Source organism: Paraburkholderia kururiensis JCM 10599 = LMG 19447 (assembly GCF_003986935.1).
In the GTDB taxonomy this organism is placed as follows: Bacteria; Pseudomonadota; Gammaproteobacteria; order Burkholderiales; family Burkholderiaceae; genus Paraburkholderia; species Paraburkholderia kururiensis.
Window position 1 is genome coordinate 438,022 of the sequence record NZ_RJZE01000001.1, and the last position, 19,960, is coordinate 457,981.

Sequence of the window (19,960 nt, forward strand, 5' to 3'; positions counted from 1 at the left end):
CACGGCCGACAAGCATCGCAGCCATACTGAAGAAAATGCCGGCCTTGGGCCGGGCGACTGGAACACTCAGGGGGCCTCGATGAGACGAGCAGGATTTTCCGCTGCGCGACTGGAAAAACTCGGCACGGTCATGCAGGGCTACGTCGACCGGGGCGACGTGGCCGGTGTCGTCACGCTCGCATGGCGGCATGGAGAAACCGCGTGGTTCGACGCGCGCGGCTCACGCGACGAATCGTCGCAGGCGCCCATGGAGCACAGCACGCTGTTTCGTATCGCGTCGATGACGAAGCCGGTCGCGAGCGCGGCCGTGATGATGCTCGCGGAAGAAGACCGGCTCGCGCTCGACGATCCGGTGTCGCGCTGGCTGCCCGAACTCGCGTCGCCCCAGGTGTTGCGCGATCCCGCGGGCCCGCTCGACAACACCGAACCGGCGCGCACGCCGGTCACCGTGCTGGACCTGCTCACGCACCGGGCGGGCTACGCCTATCACTTCACGTCGATGGGGCCGCTTTCCGAGGCCTACAAGACGCTCTTCGATCGCCGCGATGCCTTCGCGAATGCCGATGCATGGCTTGCCGAGGCCGCGCGGCTGCCGCTGATCTTTCATCCCGGCACGCGCTGGAACTACAGCATCGCCACAGACATTCTCGGGGTACTGATCGAGCGCGTGAGCGGCACGACGCTGGAGGCATTCCTGCGCGAACGCATCTTCGTGCCGCTCGGCATGCGCGATACCTCGTTCTGGGTGCACGAGACGCAGCTGCCGCGCCTTGCCACGGCTTACGGCGTCACGCCGGGCACGATGCGGCGCGTCGTTGAAGATCATCCGTCGCGCAGCCGCTGGGCCAACCCCGCGCGCTTTCAAAGCGCCGGCGGTGGGCTCGTTTCGACGGCGCAGGACTATCTGATGTTTGCGCGCATGCTGCTGGACCGCGGCCGTGTGGACGACATTCGTCTGCTCTCGCATCGCTCCGTGGACCTGATGCGCTCGAACTTCCTCACGCGCGACCAGCGTCGTATTCCCGCATTCGGGCACGTGCATTGGGCCGGCCAGGGGTTCGGGCTGGGCCTCGCTGTCGTGGACGATCCGGCTCAGCAGTTGCCGCTCGGTTATCGCTCCACGGGCTCTTTCGGCTGGCCTGGCGCTTATGGCACCAGCTGGTTTGCCGATCCCGTGGAGAACATGATCGGCGTGATGCTGATTCAGTTGCGCACGGTCGAACCGTTTCCCATGGCCGCCGACTTCGAACGCCGCCTTTACGACGCAATCGACGATTGACGCGCGTTCTACCGCATGCCAATTGGTGGCTTAGCGGCGCTTAATCGTTTACGATCCGGTCCATGCCGCTTTATGGCGTACATTTGTGCGACGCATCGCGGCACTTACCTTGCAGACCGGAGATAAATGCTCATGCCAAGCTATAAGCAACTGACCGCCCAACTCGAAAAGCTCCATAAGGAAGTTGCCGTTGCACGCGAAAAGGAACTCGCGCAAGCCATTGCCGAAATCAAAGAAAAGATTGCGGAATATGGCATAACTGCCGAAGAACTTGGCTTTTCGGGCAAACGTTCGGTGGCACGCAAGCGCCCTCTGCCCGCCAAGTACCGCAATCCCAAGACCGGCGAGACCTGGAGCGGCCGTGGCCGCGCCCCCGCGTGGCTGGTCGGCAAGAATCGCGATCGCTTCCTTATCGAATAGTCTTCATGAGACGGGTTCACTCGCATGATTGCCCTGCGAGCGAATCTTGCCGGTTTTCGTCAGCAGATTTGAAGGTCCGCCGCTCGGCGAGCGAATGCGGCGGACTGTCTTTCGCGGGTTTTCCGTTATCTCGCGTAGTTTTCTTGCCTCTTTTACCCATTCTTTCCATTTCATTCTTTTCCTTTCGGGCGGATTGACCGACGTAATGGTCGATTGAGCATCAAACGGCGCGCCTCGGATGGCGTTCAGCATATTCGGGCCGCGCGCGCGGAATCCCCGATTGGGTTCCCGCAAACTCTCACCTTTCGAATTCTTTCGTGATATCGCATCGCCTTTCCACCGCGCCATTTATGCGGATCATGGGGAGTTTGCGCTGATTTTCAGGCCGAATTTCGTATGGCGTTTCCCTATGCGCTGTATAGGCGCCACTCTCCCGCAAACCCTCACCTTTCGCATGGCTGCGGGCAAACCCGGTGATGAGCGCGCCTCATAACGCGACGAGAAAACATCGATTCATCTGGGCTCAGGGGGGAATAGCACAATCCGCGCATTCCTCTGAATTGCGGATACGACCATGAGCGCTAATACGGAAACGCAGTTTTATATCGGCGAAGGATTTGAAGGGCCCGGCGCTAATCTCGCCCCTATCAACGGGCTGGTGGGACCGCGCGATGGCCCGGCATGCCAAAGGCGTTTGCCAGGGCGCTGGCGACGCCTTCGGCTGGGCGCCGTTTATCGTCATTGCGCGCGCCGCATCAGGAAAACCGCCTCATGAAATACGTTCGTCCTGGCTGGTCCGGCCTCGAGGTGTCGCGCCTGTGCCGCGGCACGACGAACATGGGCACGCCGCGCTTGTGCCCGGACCCCGCCTTCGCTCCCCAAAATGCGTTTTCCGGCCCCACGGCGCTGTGGCTTCAGGCGCCCATGGTTTTTGCAGAACCGGCGGCCAATGACGTGTATCATCGCGCCTTTCCGGCGAATTTTCGCCGCTGGCGGCATCGTCCGGTCATGCCGCCGCCTCTTGTGCCGCAAGGCTCGCGAAGCCTGCGCCAGAACCCGTGATGCCCAAGGCCGCCCGCGCACCGGACGCGAGCGCGCCCCCGTCGCTTCCTTTGCCGATGTCACTCTCCGAACTCAAACGTCGCCGCACGTTCGCGGTCATTTCGCACCCGGACGCGGGTAAAACCACGCTGACAGAAAAGCTGCTGTTGTTTTCGGGCGCCATTCAGATTGCTGGCACCGTGAAAGGCCGCAAAAGCAACCGCTACGCGACGTCCGACTGGATGGAAATCGAAAAGCAGCGCGGCATTTCGGTGGCGAGTTCCGTGATGCAGTTCGAGTACGGCGACGCCGTGATCAACCTGCTCGACACGCCGGGCCACGAAGACTTTTCCGAAGACACGTACCGCGTGCTGACGGCCGTGGACGCGGCGGTCATGGTGATCGACGGCGCGAACGGCGTCGAAGCGCAGACGCTCAAACTGCTCGAAGTCTGTCGCAGCCGCCGCACGCCTATCGTCACGTTCATCAACAAGCTGGACCGCGAGGTGCGCGAGCCGCTCGAACTGCTCGACGAGATCGAGCAGCACCTGGGCGTGGCGGCCGTGCCGTTCACCTGGCCCATCGGCATGGGCAAGGAATTCCAGGGCGTCTACGACATTCAGCGCGACCAGGTGCGGCTCTTCCGCGCGGGCCAGGACACGGCGGGCGGCGCCGTGGAAACGCTGCAGGCCATCAGCAACGAAGAAGGCGAGCGCCGTTTCGGCTTTGCATGGAACCGCGCGAAGGAAGAGATCGATCTGATCTCGGGCGCCACGCCCGCGTTCGACCGCGAGGCGTTCCTTGCCGGCCAGCAGTCGCCTGTGCTGTTCGGCTCCGCGATCAACAATTTCGGCGTGAAGGAAGTGCTGGACGCGCTCGTCGACCTCGCGCCGCCGCCGTCGGCCCGCATGACGGTGCAGCGCGCCGTGGATCCGAGCGAACCCAAGTTCACGGGCGTGGTGTTCAAGGTGCAGGCCAACATGGATCTCGCGCACCGTGACCGCGTGGCGTTCATCCGCGTGTGCTCGGGCCGCTTCGAGCGCGGCATGGCGCTCAAGGTGACGCGTTCGGGCAAGACCTTCCGCGCGAACAACGTGGTGAGCTTTCTTTCGCAGCGGCGCGAGACGGTGGCCGAGGCGTATCCGGGCGACATCATCGGCATTCCGAATCACGGCACGCTGAGTCTGGGCGACACGTTGACTGAGGGCGAAGACCTGCAGTTCGTCGGTCTGCCGTTCTTTGCGCCCGAAATTTTCCAGACCATCGAAGTGGTTGACCCGATGCGCGCGAAGCAGCTTGGCGAAGCGCTCAAGCAGCTGGGCGAAGAAGGCGCGATCCAGGTGTTCCGGCCGCTGCACGGCGGGTCGATGATCCTGGGCGCGGTGGGCCAGCTGCAGTTCGAGGTGGTGTCACACCGGCTCTCGGCCGAGTACAAGGTGGACGTGCGGATCATGCCGGCGCGTTACCGCATGTCGCGCTGGGTGACCTGCGAGGACGCCGGCGAATTGCGCCGCTTCACGGACGCCTACGCGGCCCGTATGGCATTCGATGCGTCGAACGCGCCCACGTATCTGGCGTCGCACGTTTCAGAGATCGAGGTGGCCCAGAAGGCGTGGCCGAAGATCGTGTTCAACGAGCTGCGCGAACACTCGGGCGCGCCGTTCAGGAAGGCGATGTAGGCGCGAGCGCCTCGCGTTGCGGGCGGCGGCATGCCGCCGCCCGCCGCTGTCTGCTGCCGCAGCCCGCGTGCGTTTCAGCGCACCGCCAGCAGATTCACCTGCACGTTCCCCCCACCCGCGGCCACGTTCACACCGATGTTGCCGCTCGCACCCGCCAGCGCGCCCGCGCCGAGCGAAGCCGCCAACGCCGCGGATTTCGCCGCCGTCTGTTCGAGCCGCACAGCGGCTTGCGTCTGCTGCTTCGTATCCACTTCGACCTGCGGGCCCGACACCAGCGCGATCTGATTCGCCTGCACATTGAGCGCACCTGCTGCCACGTTCACGCCGACGTTGCCGCTCACGCGGCTCAGGGCGTCGGCTCCCACGGCGGCAAGCGTTGGCTCGCTCCACGTGGTCCACGTAGCACTTCCCGCGCTTTCCTGCGTGGCCGAAAGCCGCGTTGCGCCGAATAGCGCCTGACTGTCGGCGCCGGCGCTGGCGTCGGCGTCGACCGTTGCCGTTGCTGCCTGCGACGGAGTCTGTGCAAAGGCGGACGGCACACTGGCCAGACCGGGCGCCAGAGCCAGCATAAGCACGAACGTACGAACCTTCATGAGCAGTACCCCGCGTGAGCGCGTCCATCGAGGACGGATAACCGGGGTAACGGCCTCTTTCAGCACAAAGTTGAGCCGCTGCGCGACTCCGTCGCAGGGCGAACCGCGGGCGCCAGAACCGCAGCACCGGAATGCGATACTGCGCGTTCCCGTTCACGCCCAACGAGGACCGCCTTCCGATGAACCCGCCGCCCCCCGCCACCGAGTCGCCCCAAGCGTCGCCCTTGCAGCGCCACGTGCCGCGCGCCATCTGGACGCTCGGCTTCGTGAGCCTTTTCATGGACGCATCGTCGGAACTCGTGCACGCCCTGCTGCCGATGTTCCTCGTGGGCAGCCTGGGTGCGAGCGCGACCATCGTGGGCGTGATTGACGGCATTGCCGAGGCGCTCACGCCGCTCGTGAAAACGCTGTCCGGCCTCCTGAGCGACTACCTTGGCCATCGCAAATGGCTCGCGGTGGCGGGCTACGGACTGAGCGCGCTCAGCAAGCCGCTCTTCGCGCTGGCGCCCACGTCTGGCGTGGTGCTCGCAGCGCGCATCGCGGACCGAACCGGCAAGGGCATTCGCGGCGCGCCGCGCGACGCGCTGGTGGCCGACATCACGCCGCCGCATCTGCGCGGCGCCGCGTACGGACTGCGCCAGGCGCTGGATACCGTCGGCGCGTTCATCGGCCCGTTGCTTGCCGTGGTCATCATGGAACTATCGGCGGACAACTTCCGGCTCGCGTTCTGGCTGGCCGGCATTCCGGCGCTGGCATCCGTGGCGCTGCTCGCAGCCGGCATACGGGAACCGGCCGCCACGCAGCGCGCGCCACGCGTCAATCCGTTCGCGCGCAGCAGCCTCGCCAAACTGGGCGGCGCGTACTGGTGGGTCGTCTTCGTCGGCGCCGCGTTCGCGCTGGCGCGCTTTTCGGAAGCGTTCCTCGTGTTGCGCGCCATGAAGAGCGGCGTGCCGGTCGCGTTCGTGCCGCTCGTGCTGGTGGCCATGAACATCGTCTACGCGTTGGCGGCCTACCCGTTCGGCAAGCTCGCCGATTCCATGAGCCACACGAAGCTGCTCGCCTGGGGGTTGCTGGTCCTGATCGCCGCGGACATGGTGCTCGCGCACGGCACGCAGTGGCCCGTGGTGCTCTTCGGCGTGCTGTTGTGGGGCCTGCATATGGCGATGACGCAAGGGCTGCTCGCCACCATGGTCGCGCAGACGGCGCCCGCGGACCTGAAGGGCACCGCGTTCGGCTTCTTCAATCTGATGAGCGGCGTCGCGCTGCTGATCGCCAGCGTCGTGGCGGGCGAGCTATGGGACCGCCTGGGGCCGCAGGCCACCTTTTATGCGGGCGCTGCATTTGCGTTGTTGACGCTCGCCGCCCTGGCCGCGAAAGGGTATGTACGCCACAGGGCGGATGGCTCATGATCGGGCATCGTATCGAGCCAGCCAGCGACAAGGAGAGGCCGTGACTGTACGCAATCTCGATGCCGTCTTCCGGCCGAAGTCCATTGCCGTGATCGGCGCTTCGTTGCGGCCCGGTAGCGTGGGTGCCATGGTGTGGACGCGCGTCTCCGAGGGCGGCTTCACGGGGCCGCTCTGGCCCGTCAATCCCAAATACACGGACAGCGCGGGCCTGGGCGGCCATACCGCGTTCGCCGATGCCGGCGACCTGCCGGAGGCGCCCACGGTGGCCGTGATCTGCACGCGTCCCGCCACGTGGCCCGGCATCGTGCACCGGCTGGGCGGCATGGGCACGCGCGCCGCGATCATCGTAGGCGAAGCAACCACCGACGACGACCGCGTCCACGTGCGGCACACGTTGGCTGCGGCGCGTCCGCACCTTTTGCGTATCGTCGGGCCAGGCAGCCTTGGCGTCGTGTCTCCCGCGCTGGGCGCGCACATGGGCGCGCCGTCGTGCCAGGTGAAGGCGGGCGGCGTGGCGTGGGTCTCGCAATCGAACGCGCTCACCAACGGCGTGCTGGGCTGGGCGCGTGCGCGCGATCTCGGCTTCTCGCACGCCATCGCGCTGGGCGGCGAAGCGGACGTGGATGCCGGCGACGTGCTCGACTACCTCGCGAGCGACCCCGGCACGCGCGCCATCCTGCTGGAACTGGGCACGGTGCACGCCGCGCGCAAGTTCATGTCGGCGGCGCGCGCGGCGGCGCGCAACAAGCCCGTGCTCGCCTTGCGCACGGGCCGCGCCGATCCCGCAGACGCGATGTACACCTCCGCGTTCCGCCGCGCCGGCATGGTGCGCGTGGATGCGCTCGACGACCTGCTCGACGAAATCGAAACGCTCGGCGTGGGCCGCGTGGCGGCGAGCGATACGGCCACGTTGATCGCGAGCGACAGCGGCGTCGCCACACTCGCCTGCGATGCCTTCGCCGCCGCTGGCGGCACGCTCGCGCGCTGGCCCGAGGCGGCGCGGGCCGCGATCGCCGACGTCCTTCCGCACGCGAACGCGGGCAACCCGCTCGTGCTTGGCAACGACGCGCGCCCCGAGCATTTCGGCGCCGCGCTCAAGGCGCTGGCCGTGCATCGCGAGACGGGCACGGCGTTCGTCGTGCATGCGTCCACGCACAGCGCGCCGGCATCGCAGGTGGCGCAGGCGTTGATGGAGAACCAGCGGCACGCCTATTGCGGCCTGCTCGCGTGCTTCTTCGGCGGCGTGGATGCCGCCACGCGCAACGCGCTGCACGCACATGGCATTCCGGTGCACAGCACGCCGGCGCGGCTCGCGCGTGCGTTCGCGCGTCTCGTGGATTACCGGCTGGGCCGCGAGCTGCTCATGCAGACGCCCGAGAGCGCACCCATTCACCACCCGGGCGCAGTGGACGCCGCGCTGCGCGAAGCGCGCGCCGCGCTGGCCGCGGGCACCACGGAGCTGACGGGCGCAGCCGCGGCGCCATTGCTGCGCTGCTTCGGCCTCGACGTGGAGGCCACCGATTCCGGGGAAGCGCAACAGAACACGCGCGACGCCACGACATCGCGTGCGTCGAGGCCCATCGTGGACGTGGCCGTTTCCCTGCACGACGACGACAACTTTGGTCCCATCTTCCGCTTCGATACGCCTTCCATCGACGGCGTCTCGCCGCCGCTCTGCGTGTACGGCCTGCCGCCGCTGAATCCGGTGCTGGCGCGCGACATCGTGTCCCGCACGCCATATGCGAAGCGCGTGCCGCCGGAGCCCACGCTCGCGGCGCTCACGCGACTTTCGCAGGCCGTGTGCGACGTGCGCGAGATCGTCGGTCTGCAACTCACGCTGCGCGTGCTGCCCGAACGCACGGTGATTCTGGCGCCGCGCATCGTGCTGGCGGGCAAGCGCAGCCGCCTCGCTATCGTGCCGTATCCGCGGCGGCTGGAAGAGATTATCGACTGGCACGGCGAGCGCCTCACGGTGCGGCCCATTCGTCCCGAAGACGAGGCGGCGCATCGCGAGTTCGTGGAGTCCATGACGCCCGAAGACTTGCGGCTGCGTTTCTTTTCGGCGGTGGGGAGCTTCGATCACTCGCAGCTTGCCCGCATGACGCAGATCGACTACGACCGCGAGATGGCGTTGATTGCCACCGAGACGAAGCCCGACGGCTCGATACGCACACTCGGCGTGGCGCGCGCCGTGGCCGACCCCGACAACGAGACGGCCGAATTTGCCGTGGCGGTGCGCTCGGACCAGAAGGGCAAGGGGCTGGGCCGGCTGCTGATGGAAAGGCTGATTGCCTATGTGCGCTCGCGCGGCACGCACTGGATTGTGGGCGAGGCGCTGCGCGAGAACACCGGCATGATTGCGCTCGCGAAAGCGGTGGGCTTCACGGTGACATCCACCGACGACCCCGGCGTGGTCGCCTTCAGACTGCCGCTGGACGAGCCGGAACAGGCGGCCCAGCCAGCGGCGTGAATGTGGCGGGGGCGGCCGAGGCCGCTTACATTGCGGCGCGCGTTACGGCCTTGGGTTACGCCGTGAGTTACGCAGCGAATCGTGCCGCAAATCGCGCCGTGGATGACGCCATGAATTACGCCGCGAGCTTCGCCGCGGCTTCGTTCACCTGGCCGCGCGTAATGGCCAGTTCTTCGAGCCATGCCGTGGCGTACTCGACGCCCGTTTCGCGCTCCAGACGCGCGATGGTCGCGGCGCAGCGCGCGCCGTCCTTCGGCGTGGCGATGAACGACTTCACCGATTGTCCCGTCTTGAACGCCTCGAAGAGCGGCTCGCGCACTTCGTCGGGCAACGCGCGCACCCACTGATACGGCTTGCCGTTGAACGTGAGCGAAGGCGGCAGCACGCGCTCCTTCTTCGCGGCCGGAATCAGGCCGTAAGTGCGCGCGGCCTCGCCGATCTGCTCGGGTGAAAAGAGTTCGTCGGGCGTGATCTCGAATTGCTGGATGTACGTTTCGATGGCCTGCATCGCGGCGGCGCGGTCGTCACGCTTCTTCTGCGCGCGGGCGACGATGTCGCGCAGCTCGTCCGCCTCTTCGGGCGTGATCGTGAAGCTGGCCTGTTTCTGCTGGAGTTCGGAAAAGCGCTGGAATTCGTGGTCGGTGAGAAGTTTCGCCATGTCTTACGAGATGAGGCGCGCTGCCCGGCAAGGCTGCCCGGCGCGGCGCGGTTTTGGGAGGGGCGACATTCTAACCGGATTCGATGGCGTGCCGGGACGTGGAACGGCGCGCGGCGCAGGCGAGGCTGCTGATGACCGGGCGCGGCGAGCGGAACGCCCCGACGCCAGGCCCTGCGCCTCGCGCTAACCTACCGCCGGCGCGTCCTGCTCGCGAAACATCGAGAGCGCCTCGGCCGTTTCGCGCAGCAGATTCGTGGCGTCGTCGAGCGAGGGCGCCACGTATTCGTCGATCCGCTTCAGGAACGGGCACGTGAGCGCCGCAATGGCCTGGCCCGAAGGCCCGAGCAGCGGAAACGTCACGTCGGTCACGCCGAAGATCTGCTGGCTTTCCTTGCGCAGGAAGCCCGCGGCACGCACGCGTTCGCACGCGGCTTCCAGGGCGTCGTGATCGATGGTCACTTCGCCCTTCACCTTGGTGTGCTCCGCGAGCATGTGCGCGCGCTGCTCAGGCGCCTGAAACGCGAGCATGGTGCGGCCCGAGCCGGTGTCCACGAGGCCCACGCGCGAGCCGAGCCGCACCGCGATGCCCCACGTGCCGGGGCCGTCCACCTGCGCGATCACGAGTAGGTTGCCGCGATCGTAGACGGCGAGGTGGCACGACTGCTCGGCCGTGTTCGCGAAGCGGTGCATGAGCGGCTGCGCGTAAGCGATCAGCCGCTCCATGGGCGGATGCCGGTGCGCGAGCGCGAAGAGCTTGAGCGAAAGCGAATAGCGGTCGCCGCCTTCGGATCGCACCACGTACTGGCGCGCCACGAGCCGCTCGAGCATGCGATACATCTCGCTCGCGTTGCGGCCCAGCAGCTTCGTGATCTCGGCGCGCGTGAGACCGCCGCGCTGGTCCGAGAGCAGCTCCAGTATGTCGAGCCCTTTGTCGAGCGCCGGCGCGCGGTAGCGGTCGGACTCGTCTTTCGGCTCGTCCCGCTGGTTCCTTTCCTCCGGCAGATCCCGTTCATCCCGCTCTGCCGCGCCTTCGCTGTCCTTCCCGTCCCCGTTGTTCATCGGCTGCGTTCCCGTTGCCTTGCTCATCGGATTATCCCGGCGCGTGAGTGTAGAGGCGAGGCGTCAGGCCGCCGCCAGGGAAAACACGGACGCATGGTGCGGTGCACTTGCCTTGACGTCCATAGGTTCGCCTATGAATAATAGATTCATTAATGAATTCACGCACTCATGTCCAACGTAGAGCCAAAGCGCACCCGAGCATCACGGAGAAACCCTTGAGCGGCCCACTGCCTACCGACCCGCGGCTGATCCTGCTGAGCCCGGAGGACAACTGCCTGATTGCGGGGGCGCGTCTGGAAGCGGGCACGCAGCTGGATATAGAAGGCGAGCGCGTCACGCTCGCGAAGACCATCGACGTGGGCCACAAGGTGGCCCGCCGCGCGCTGGCGAAAGACGAAAAGGTGGTGCGCTACGGCGCGCCCATCGGCCATATGACCGCGCGTGTCGAGCGCGGCGAGCACTTGCATACCCACAACCTCGAAAGCGACTACCTGCCCACTTACACCCACGACTCGGGCCACGAGTTCGTGAACCACTGACCGAATGCGGCCCGCGCCGTGCCGGATCGAATCATGAGCGATAGAGACGTAATCGAATCAACGGCGGCCGTCGGCCCGGGCGAGGCGCGCCCCGTGCTGCAGGGCTGGCTGCGCAGCGACGGCCGCAAGGGCGTGCGCAACGTGGTGGCCGTGGCCTATCTCGTGGAGTGCGCGCACCATGTGGCGCGCGAGATTGCCGCGCACTTCCGTACGCCACTGGGCGGCTTCGACGTGAGCGAGGCGAACGCGGAGGGTTCAGCGGCCGGGGAACCGCCCGTGCATCTGATCGGCTTTCCCGGCTGCTACCCGAACAGCTACGCGGAAAAGATGATGCAGCAGCTCGCCACGCATCCGAACGTGGGCGCGGTGCTGTTCGTCTCGCTGGGCTGCGAGAGCATGAACAAGCACTATCTGGCCGACGTGGTGCGCGAAAGCGGCCGGCCGGTGGAGGTGCTGACCATCCAGGAGAAAGGCGGCACGCGCAGCACGATCGAGTACGGCGTGGACTGGGTGCGCAACGCGCGCCGGCAACTCGCGGCACAACGCACGGTGCCTATGTCGCTCGACGAACTCGTGATCGGTACCATTTGCGGCGGCTCGGACGGCACGAGCGGCATCACGGCGAACCCCGCCGTGGGCCGCGCGTTCGACCACCTGATCGCACACGGCGCCACCTGCATCTTCGAAGAAACGGGCGAGCTGGTGGGCTGCGAGTACCACATGAAGAACCGCGCGGCCCGGCCCGAACTCGGCGACGCGATCGTGGCCTCCGTCGAGAAGGCCGCGCGCTATTACACGGTGCTGGGCCACGGGTCGTTCGCGGTGGGCAATGCCGACGGCGGGCTCACCACGCAGGAGGAGAAGTCGCTGGGCGCGTATGCGAAGAGCGGGGCGTCGCCTATCGTCGGCATCGTGAAGCCGGGCGACGTGCCGCCCACGGGCGGCCTCTATCTGCTCGACGTCGTGCCCGACGGCGAGCCGCGCTTCGGCTTTCCCAACATTAGCGACAACGCCGAGATTGCCGAGCTGATTGCCTGCGGCGCTCACGTGATCCTGTTCACGACAGGGCGCGGTTCGGTGGTCGGGTCCGCGATTTCGCCGGTTATCAAGGTGTGTGCAAACCCGGTCACTTACCGTAATCTGTCGGGCGACATGGACGTGGACGCCGGCCGCATTCTGGAAGGCCGCGCCACGCTCGACGAAGTCGGGCGCGAGGTGTTCGAACAGACGCTGGCGGTGGCGCAAGGGGCGCCGTCGAAGTCCGAGGCGCTCGGTCACCAGGAATTCATCCTGACCTACAAGACGTTCGAGCCGGTTGGCCCCGCATGCCTGCCCGCCAGTGCGCAGCCGCGCGGCGCGTTTGCCGTCGTGCCCAACTGATCGAACCCGGAGGAGACACCATGACAGCAGTGCTGCACCCCAAAGTGGCCGGCACGCGGCGCATCGGTCGCCGCGACGTGGAGGTCACCGGGCTCAGTCTCGGCACCGCGCCGCTCGGCGGCCTGTATCGCGATCTCTCGGACGAAGAGGCGCAAGCCACCGTGGATGCCGCCTGGAACGCAGGCGTGCGCTACTTCGATACGGCGCCGCACTACGGACACACGAAGGCCGAGCATCGGCTTGGCACGGCGCTGCGCCGCTACCCGCGCGCGGACTACGTCGTGTCCACGAAGGTGGGCCGCCGCTTCGTGCCGCGCACCACGCCCTATGACGGCAGCGAGGGCTGGCAAAACCCGCTGCCGTTCCAGGCCATCTACGACTACACGCACGACGGCATTCTGCGTTCGTTCGAAGACAGCCAGCAGCGGCTCGGCATGGTCGATATCGACATCGTGCTCGTGCACGACATTGGCCGCTACACGCACGGCGAGCGCAACGCGCACTACTGGAAGCAACTGACCGAAGGCGGCGGCTTTCGCGCGCTGGACGAACTGCGTTCGTCCGGTGCGGTGAAGGCCGTGGGACTGGGCGTGAACGAAGGCCAGGTCATTCTCGAAGCGATGGCGGAGTTCGACATCGATTGCGCTTTGCTCGCGGGCCGCTACACGCTGCTGGAGCAAGGCACGCTGGAAGACCTGCTGCCCGCCTGCACCGCGCGCAACGTGAGCATCCTGCTGGGCGGCGCCTTCAATTCGGGCATTCTCGCGCGCGGCGTGCAGGGCGACCTGAAGTTCAATTACGGCGATGCACCGCCCGAAGTGATCGAACGCGTGGCGCGGCTCGAAGCCGTGTGCCGCGCGCACGACGTGCCGCTCGCGGCGGCGGCGCTGCAGTTTCCGTACGCGCATCCCGCGGTGGCCACGGTGCTCACGGGCGCGCGCACGCCGGCCGAACTGATGGAAAACGTGGGCTCGTTCGAGCGCGCAATTCCCGCTGCGCTGTGGCGCGCGCTGCGCGAGGAAGGGCTGCTCGACCCGCGGGCGCCCGTGCCCGGGGACGCGCCGTGACGGCCGCATCGACGCCGCCCGCGCATTCGAGCGCGGTGCCGCGCATCGACGCCCATCAGCACTTCTGGAAGCCCGAGCGGGGCGACTACGGCTGGCTCACGCCGGAACTCACCACGCTCTATCGCACCTTCGGTCCCGCCGACCTCGCGCCGCTGCGCGAAGCGGCGCACGTGGCGCGCACGGTGGTCGTGCAGGCGGCGCCTACTGTCGACGAAACGCGTTATTTGCTGGATCTGGCGCGCGAAGACGAGTCGGTAGCGGGCGTAGTGGGCTGGGTGCCGCTCGACGATCCGAACGCGCCGCAGTGGATCGCCGAACTCGCACGCGAGCCGAAATTCAAGGGCCTGCGCCCGATGCTCCAGGACCTGCCCGACGACAACTGGATAGCCACCGCGCCCATCGCGCCCGCCATCGACGCGATGATCGAGCACGACCTCGCGTTCGACGCGCTCATCTTTACGCGCCACGTGGCGGCGCTCGAAACGTTCGTGCGCCGCCATCCGCGGTTGCGCGTGGTGATCGACCACGGCGCGAAGCCGCCCATCCGCGACGGCGCCGGCGATGGCAATGGCGACGCGGGCTTTCGCGCCTGGGCCGACGGCATTGCGCGGCTCGCGCAGCTTTCGCACGTGCAGTGCAAGCTCTCCGGGCTCGCCACCGAAGCGGCGCCGGGCTGGACCGAGGCCACGCTGCGTCCGTACGTCGATCATCTGCTGGCCACGTTTGGCGCCGCGCGCCTGATGTGGGGTAGCGACTGGCCTGTGCTGAATCTCAACGGCGACTATCTGCGCTGGCACGACGCTGCGCAGACGCTGCTCGCCGGCCTTTCCGCTGCACAGCGCGACGCCGTATTCGGCGGCAATGCCGCTGCGTTCTATCGTCTGTCAGCTCGCTGACGTATGTCTCGCGTGGAGCGCGTGCTGCAATAGCCAGTATGTCGCGCGCGCAATTTCGAGTGGAGCCGTGCATGGTACAAAGACTCAACGGAAAGACGGCATTGATTACCGCAGCGGGCCAGGGCATCGGGCTCGCCACTGCCGAGCTGTTTGCGCGCGAAGGCGCGCGCGTGATTGCGACCGACATTCGCATCGATGGCCTCGCGGGCAAGCCAGTCGAGGCGCACAAACTCGATGTGCTCGACGCGTCGGCTATCGAAGCGCTCGCACGCGACGTGGGGCCCATCGACGTGCTGTTCAACTGCGCGGGCTTCGTGCACGCGGGCTCCATTCTGGAAGCGAGCGAAGAGGACTGGGACTTTGCGTTCAACCTCAACGTGAAGGCGATGTACCGCACCATTCGCGCGTTTCTGCCCGGCATGCTGGCGAAGGGCGGCGGGTCGATCATCAACATGTCGTCGGCGGCGTCGAGCATCAAGGGCGTGCCGAACCGGTTCGTCTACGGCGCGTCGAAAGCGGCTGTGATAGGGTTGACCAAGTCCGTCGCGGCCGACTTCGTGACGCGCGGCATTCGCTGCAACGCGATCTGTCCGGGCACCGTGGCGTCGCCCTCGCTCGAAGAGCGGATCGCCGCGCAGGCCAAGGCGCAGGGCATCACGGTAGACGCCGCGCGCGCGGCCTTCGTCGCGCGCCAGCCGATGGGCCGCGTCGGCAAGGCCGAGGAAATCGCGGCGCTGGCGTTGTATCTGGCTTCGGACGAATCGGGCTTCACCACCGGCCAGGCCCATGTGATCGACGGCGGCTGGGCGAATTGAGCGCTTGCCGTTTGCTTTCACGGACCACTCGCATTGACCCGCATTGAGCACCTTTCTCCACTGAACACACAGGACACGCAACGATGAAACTGCTTCGTTATGGGCCGAAAGGCCAGGAAAAACCGGGCTTGCTGGATGCCGAGGGCAAGATTCGCGACCTGTCCAGCGTAGTGCCCGACATTGCAGGCGACGTGCTCACCGACGCGGGCCTCGCGAAGCTGCGCGCGGTCGACGTCGCATCGCTGCCCGTGGTGGAAGGCAATCCGCGCATCGGGCCGTGCGTGGGGCGCATCGGCAAGTTCGTCTGCATCGGCCTCAACTATGCGGACCATGCGGCCGAATCGAACCTGCCGGTGCCCACGGAGCCCGTCGTCTTCAACAAGTGGACGAGCGCCGTGGTGGGTCCGAACGACGACGTGGAGATTCCGCGCGGCTCGAAGAAGACCGACTGGGAAGTGGAACTGGGCGTGGTGATCGGCAAGCCCGCGAAGTACATCGACGAAGCGAATGCGCTCGACTATGTGGCGGGCTATTGCGTGGTGAACGACGTCTCCGAGCGCGAGTGGCAGATCGAGCGCGCGGGGCAGTGGGACAAGGGCAAGGGCTTCGATACGTTCGGCCCTATCGGCCCGTGGCTCGTGACGCGCGACGAAGTGGCGAACCCGCAGAACCTGGACCTGTGGCTCGAAGTGGACGGCCATCGCTACCAGAACGGCAACACGCGCACGATGGTGTTCACCGTGGCGAAGCTCGTCTCGTATCTCTCGCAATGTATGAGCCTTCAACCCGGCGACGTCATCTCCACGGGCACGCCGCCCGGCGTGGGCATGGGCGTGAAGCCGAACCCCGTGTATCTGAAGGCGGGCCAGACCATGCGCCTTGGTATTCAAGGGTTGGGCGAGCAGCAGCAGCGCACGTATGCCGCTGAATGAGCGGCCGCAATAAGTAGCGGCACGCAGTCGAGCAAGTAATCGAGGAAGTGAGCGAACAAATAAGCGAGCAAGCGTTCGCGGCAACTGTCGCGGTCACGTGAGCGGGCACGCGATGCATGGGCGCCTACGCCGAAGCGGCGAGGCGCCCGTTTTCTTCCGGCAGCCGGTTGATCGTGCCTTGCGCGACGGCCACCAGTTTTTCCTCGCCCGCATCCACCACGAACACGCTGCACTGGCACGTCGCCTGTTGACGGCTGGCGTAGATGACCTGCGCACGCGCAAGCAGCACGCCGCTCACTGCGGGCCTCAGATAGTTGATCTTGTATTCGCCCGTCACGACCTTCGGCCCCAGCGCCAGCGCGCCCGCGAACGTCAGCGCGTTGTCCGCCAGATAACTCAGCACGCCACCATGCACGAAGCCGTGCTGCTGCCTCAATTCGTCGCGCACGGGAAGGCACAGCGTCAGATCCCTCGTCCCCACATGCGTGAGTTCGGCGCCGAGCAGCATGCTGAACGGTTGGGCATGCAGCGCGCCGCGCGCGCGATCCAGTAAATCGGTCATTGTCGTTCCTCGGGGCCGGTCCGTCCGCTGCGACGTCCCTCACACTGGCCCTGTTGACGTTCTCAGGACTATAGGAGGCGTGTTGCGATCGGACAAGGACGGCTTGGTCGCAGCGTCCGCTTCGCGCACTCTCCATGCCGCCCCGTTTTTTGCGCTCAAGCCAACGTTTGCGCGGCCGTAAACCAGGGCGTGAGCGCTGGTGGCGGGTCGCGCTGCGGCGTCTCACCGCTTTCCTATTCCTCGCAAGTCAGGTGTTCAATGTTCAGCAAGATCAAGGTCGCATCCGGCCTGTTATGTGTTCTGGCCGCTTTTTGCGTGTTGCAGGTGGTGACCGAGGGGCTGGGGTTCTGGTCGCTCACGCGCACGCACGATGACGTAGGCGATCTCTCCAACATCGCGCTGCGGCAGATGGATGCGGTGAACGAGACCACCCAGCATCTGATGGACGCACGCATCAACCTCGCGCGCGCGGGCACGCGGATGGTTCGCGGCGGGACCGAGCCCACCGACATCGTTCAGCACGCGCGCGAGCAGCTCGCGCTCGCGGAAAAATCGTTCGCCACATTTACGGGCGCACGCAAGATGAGCGCCGAAAACAGCGCGCGCGCCGCGGCACTCGCCGAGCGCTTTCAGAAACTGCATGGCGCGCTGACCGAACTCGCGCAGTTTCTCGACGCGGGCAACATCCAGGCGTTCCTCGATCAACCGACGCAGTCTTTCCAGGACGCGTATCTCGCCGAGCAACACAATTTCGTGCAGTTCAGCACGGCGGCGAGCCGCGCGTCGCTCGATTCCATCGACAGCCGTCTTGCGTTGTTCGACGGCGTGGGTCTCGCGATTCTCTTCATGCTCGTCGCGCTCACGGTCGCGGTCTACATCGCGTTGCGGCGCGGCGTGGTGGGGCCGCTCGAAGACGCGGGACGTCACTTCGAGCGCATCGCGCAAGGCAAGCTGAACGAACCGGTCGTGGCTCAGGGCACCAACGAGATCGGCCGTCTCTTCTCTGGTCTCGCGAGGATGCAGGCCAGCGTGGCGCGCACGGTGAAGGTGGTGCGTGAAGTGGCGGACTCCATCCATATCGGCGCCGACGAAATCGCCACGGGCAACGCGGATCTTTCGGCGCGCACCGAGAACCAGGCGGCGTCGCTGGAAGAAACCGCCGCGAGCATGGAGGAGCTGACCTCCACCGTGCGCCGCAACGCCGACCACGCGCGCGAGGCGAACGAACTCGCGAACACCGCGCTCGATGCCACGTCACGCGGCAGCGAAGTCGTGAACGAAGTGGTCGACAAGATGCGCGGCATTGCGCGCAGCTCGGACAAGATCGCGGAGATCATCGGCGTGATCGACGGTATCGCATTCCAGACCAACATCCTCGCGCTGAATGCCGCCGTGGAAGCGGCGCGCGCGGGCGAGCAAGGCCGCGGCTTCGCCGTGGTGGCCGGCGAAGTGCGCGGGCTGGCCCAGCGCAGCGCGCAATCGGCCAAGGAGATCAAGACGCTGATCAGCGAATCCGTCGCGCAGATTCAGGGCGGCTCGGAATTGGTCGAGCGCGCGGGCGAAGCGATGAGCAACGTGTCGGCATCGATTTCGCGCGTGACGCAGATGATGGCGGACATCACCGCGTCGTCGATGGAACAGAGCACCGGCATCGAGCAGGTCAACCAGGCCGTGGTGCAGATGGACGAGATGACGCAGCAGAACGCGGCGTTGGTGGAAGAGGCCGCGGCCGCCGCGGCGTCGCTGCATCAGCAGACGCAGCAGTTGAAGCAGGCGGTTTCGGTGTTCGAGATTTCGGAGGCCGTGCTGGGCGACGCGCGCAGCGGCGGCATGTCGGCGGGGCGGCGAGTGGAGCCCGCGGGCGCGTTCGCGGCGGCTTGAGCGCGAATGGCTGCACGCGTTTCGTTTGCGTGCGGTGGGCTCGTTTAGTTGACGCTCGCGGGCTTCAGCGGCGCGAGCTTGTTTGCGTTGAATCGAAGCGCTGGCTTGAGTTTTAGTCCGCTAGATGAGGGCACTCGATAAGAGCGCCCTCATGGGACTGTCGTTGCGCTGACGGCGCTCAAGGCAGCGCGGCGTAAGCGGTGGCGAGATGGTACGGCGTGGTGGACGGCATGTCCGCGCGCGCAACGTCGCCTGCGGGCGTCTTGCACTCGAACCAACCGCGCGCGTGCAGAAAGCGCTCGCGAAAGCGCTCGATCTGCTGCGGCAGCGCTGCGCGCACCGCGACGTCGCTATGTGTGGCGAGCGCGCGCAGATATTCGGTCTGCGCCCAGATGCGCTGCGTGGCATCGAGCATGCCGCCGTGTTCATCGAGCGCCGCGGCCACACCGCCTGTCGATGCGTCCACGCCGTGCTGTTGCGCGAACGTGAAGGCGCGCGACATGGCCTCGTAGAGGCCCGAGTCGCCAAGCAGACCTTTTGCGCGCGAGACCAGATAGAACCATTCGAACTGATGTCCCGGCTCGAGGCGATTGCCCTCGGCGCCGACGGGCAACTCCGCGATGCAGCCCGTGGGCGCGTGCACGAACGTGCGCGCGATGGCTTGCGTGAGGCGCGTGATGGCGCCGTCGAACGCGGCATCGCGCGTGGCTTCGCGCGCGGCAAGCCAGGCTTCCGTGAGATGCATCAGCGGATTCTGCAGCGGCGTGCCGGTGACGCTGCGAAAGTCTTCGCCCAGCGCCGCATTGAAGAGGCCGCCGTGCGCGGCGAAGCGCTCTTCGATCAGCGCGGACGTGCTGTGCACGACACCCAGCGCGTCGCGATTGCCGAACTGCGCGCCATACACGGAGCACGCGAAGACGACGAACGCGTGCGTGTAGAGGTCTTTCGTGGTGTCGAGCGGCGCGCCGTCCGGGCCGACGCTGTAGAACCAGCCGCCGTGACGGCGATCTTCGAACGTGTGGCGCAGGGCATCGAAGAGCGTGTGCGCGTGGGCGTCGTCGTTGGCGAGCGAGAAGACGAACAGCTGGCGCGCGCACGCCATCGCGCGATAGCGGGTGACGGGCAGCGGACGGTGATCGTCCGCCGTCACCGCTTCATAGGGCAGACGCAGCGCGGCGTTGAAGCCGGCGTTGCGCCACAGCGGCAGAATCACCTGAGAGAAATGATCGCGCAGCGCGGCTGCCGGCGTGGATGCGTTCATCTGGGTAAGCGTCGCGTCG

Annotated in this window: 19 protein-coding genes and 1 pseudogene; 14 read left to right on the plus strand and 6 right to left on the minus strand. The window is 66.5% G+C overall.

From position 1 onward, the window contains the following. Positions 1 to 79 precede the first annotated feature (79 nt). Entirely contained in the window at positions 80 to 1,279 is a 1,200-nt protein-coding gene (locus PKKP23_RS01970; protein ID WP_126875583.1) for a serine hydrolase domain-containing protein, read from the plus strand. A 132-nt stretch (positions 1,280 to 1,411) separates the two neighbouring features. Beyond that, positions 1,412 to 1,699, plus strand: a complete 288-nt coding sequence (locus PKKP23_RS01975) for an H-NS histone family protein (RefSeq protein WP_026121323.1) — start codon at positions 1,412 to 1,414, stop codon at positions 1,697 to 1,699. Between the two features lie 3 nt (positions 1,700 to 1,702). On the opposite strand, the gene PKKP23_RS01980 is transcribed toward PKKP23_RS01975, so the two are convergent. Beyond that, the gene (locus PKKP23_RS01980; RefSeq protein ID WP_126875584.1) at positions 1,703 to 1,951 is read right to left on the minus strand and encodes a hypothetical protein; all 249 of its coding nucleotides are present in this window, start codon (positions 1,949 to 1,951) and stop codon (positions 1,703 to 1,705) included. A 322-nt stretch (positions 1,952 to 2,273) separates the two neighbouring features. Here PKKP23_RS01980 and PKKP23_RS34390 point away from each other — a divergent pair. The 3 genes and pseudogenes from PKKP23_RS34390 to PKKP23_RS01990 form a co-directional block, all read left to right on the plus strand. After that, a pseudogene (locus tag PKKP23_RS34390) lies at positions 2,274 to 2,425 on the plus strand (formaldehyde-activating enzyme); the annotation flags it as partial. Positions 2,426 to 2,470: 45 nt separating this feature from the next. Further along, positions 2,471 to 2,761, plus strand: a complete 291-nt coding sequence (locus PKKP23_RS33985) for a hypothetical protein (RefSeq protein ID WP_168724508.1) — start codon at positions 2,471 to 2,473, stop codon at positions 2,759 to 2,761. A gap of 56 nt (positions 2,762 to 2,817) precedes the next feature. Next, a complete protein-coding gene (locus PKKP23_RS01990) occupies positions 2,818 to 4,419 on the plus strand; it encodes a peptide chain release factor 3 (protein WP_026121324.1) in 1,602 nt (533 codons plus the stop codon). A gap of 74 nt (positions 4,420 to 4,493) precedes the next feature. On the opposite strand, the gene PKKP23_RS01995 is transcribed toward PKKP23_RS01990, so the two are convergent. Beyond that, on the minus strand, positions 4,494 to 5,012 hold the full coding sequence (locus PKKP23_RS01995) for a hypothetical protein (RefSeq protein ID WP_126875585.1): 519 nt from the start codon (positions 5,010 to 5,012) through the stop codon (positions 4,494 to 4,496). A 179-nt stretch (positions 5,013 to 5,191) separates the two neighbouring features. Between PKKP23_RS01995 and PKKP23_RS02000 the strand changes: the two genes are divergently transcribed. Together PKKP23_RS02000 and PKKP23_RS02005 are read left to right on the plus strand one after the other, a co-directional pair. After that, the gene (locus PKKP23_RS02000; RefSeq protein WP_126875586.1) at positions 5,192 to 6,421 is read left to right on the plus strand and encodes an MFS transporter; all 1,230 of its coding nucleotides are present in this window, start codon (positions 5,192 to 5,194) and stop codon (positions 6,419 to 6,421) included. 40 nt (positions 6,422 to 6,461) lie between these two features. Beyond that, positions 6,462 to 8,891 (plus strand): bifunctional acetate--CoA ligase family protein/GNAT family N-acetyltransferase, encoded by a 2,430-nt coding sequence (locus PKKP23_RS02005; protein WP_126875587.1) that lies wholly within the window; start codon positions 6,462 to 6,464, stop codon positions 8,889 to 8,891. Positions 8,892 to 9,006: 115 nt separating this feature from the next. Here the strand turns inward: PKKP23_RS02005 and PKKP23_RS02010 are convergent, their stop codons facing one another. Then, on the minus strand, positions 9,007 to 9,549 hold the full coding sequence (locus PKKP23_RS02010) for a hypothetical protein (protein ID WP_017774247.1): 543 nt from the start codon (positions 9,547 to 9,549) through the stop codon (positions 9,007 to 9,009). Positions 9,550 to 9,732: 183 nt separating this feature from the next. Beyond that, the gene (locus tag PKKP23_RS02015; RefSeq protein WP_240658680.1) at positions 9,733 to 10,635 is read right to left on the minus strand and encodes an IclR family transcriptional regulator; all 903 of its coding nucleotides are present in this window, start codon (positions 10,633 to 10,635) and stop codon (positions 9,733 to 9,735) included. A 188-nt stretch (positions 10,636 to 10,823) separates the two neighbouring features. Between PKKP23_RS02015 and PKKP23_RS02020 the strand changes: the two genes are divergently transcribed. The 6 genes from PKKP23_RS02020 (at position 10,824) to PKKP23_RS02045 (ending at position 16,237) form a co-directional block, all read left to right on the plus strand. Further along, complete coding sequence (locus PKKP23_RS02020) at positions 10,824 to 11,147, plus strand: UxaA family hydrolase (RefSeq protein ID WP_126875588.1); 324 nt, start codon at positions 10,824 to 10,826, stop codon at positions 11,145 to 11,147. A 33-nt stretch (positions 11,148 to 11,180) separates the two neighbouring features. Continuing rightward, on the plus strand, positions 11,181 to 12,527 hold the full coding sequence (locus PKKP23_RS02025) for a UxaA family hydrolase (protein ID WP_126875589.1): 1,347 nt from the start codon (positions 11,181 to 11,183) through the stop codon (positions 12,525 to 12,527). Between the two features lie 20 nt (positions 12,528 to 12,547). Further along, a complete protein-coding gene (locus PKKP23_RS02030) occupies positions 12,548 to 13,594 on the plus strand; it encodes an aldo/keto reductase (RefSeq protein ID WP_126875590.1) in 1,047 nt (348 codons plus the stop codon). Beyond that, positions 13,591 to 14,490 (plus strand): amidohydrolase family protein, encoded by a 900-nt coding sequence (locus tag PKKP23_RS02035; RefSeq protein WP_420873176.1) that lies wholly within the window; start codon positions 13,591 to 13,593, stop codon positions 14,488 to 14,490. The genes PKKP23_RS02030 and PKKP23_RS02035 overlap by 4 nt, the downstream gene beginning before the upstream one ends. Before the next feature lie 71 nt (positions 14,491 to 14,561). Beyond that, on the plus strand, positions 14,562 to 15,305 hold the full coding sequence (locus tag PKKP23_RS02040; protein ID WP_126875591.1) for an SDR family oxidoreductase: 744 nt from the start codon (positions 14,562 to 14,564) through the stop codon (positions 15,303 to 15,305). Positions 15,306 to 15,388: 83 nt separating this feature from the next. Continuing rightward, the gene (locus PKKP23_RS02045) at positions 15,389 to 16,237 is read left to right on the plus strand and encodes an ureidoglycolate lyase (protein ID WP_017774254.1); all 849 of its coding nucleotides are present in this window, start codon (positions 15,389 to 15,391) and stop codon (positions 16,235 to 16,237) included. 124 nt (positions 16,238 to 16,361) lie between these two features. Here the strand turns inward: PKKP23_RS02045 and PKKP23_RS02050 are convergent, their stop codons facing one another. Continuing rightward, the gene (locus tag PKKP23_RS02050; protein WP_017774255.1) at positions 16,362 to 16,799 is read right to left on the minus strand and encodes a PaaI family thioesterase; all 438 of its coding nucleotides are present in this window, start codon (positions 16,797 to 16,799) and stop codon (positions 16,362 to 16,364) included. A 258-nt stretch (positions 16,800 to 17,057) separates the two neighbouring features. Here PKKP23_RS02050 and PKKP23_RS02055 point away from each other — a divergent pair, with 258 nt between their 5' ends. Further along, on the plus strand, positions 17,058 to 18,680 hold the full coding sequence (locus tag PKKP23_RS02055) for a methyl-accepting chemotaxis protein (RefSeq protein WP_126875592.1): 1,623 nt from the start codon (positions 17,058 to 17,060) through the stop codon (positions 18,678 to 18,680). A gap of 178 nt (positions 18,681 to 18,858) precedes the next feature. Here the strand turns inward: PKKP23_RS02055 and PKKP23_RS02060 are convergent, their stop codons facing one another. Beyond that, positions 18,859 to 19,941 carry an AGE family epimerase/isomerase gene (locus tag PKKP23_RS02060; RefSeq protein ID WP_126875593.1) on the minus strand — a complete coding sequence of 361 codons (1,083 nt, stop codon included), beginning with the start codon at positions 19,939 to 19,941 and terminating at the stop codon, positions 18,859 to 18,861. Positions 19,942 to 19,960: the final 19 nt, after the last annotated feature.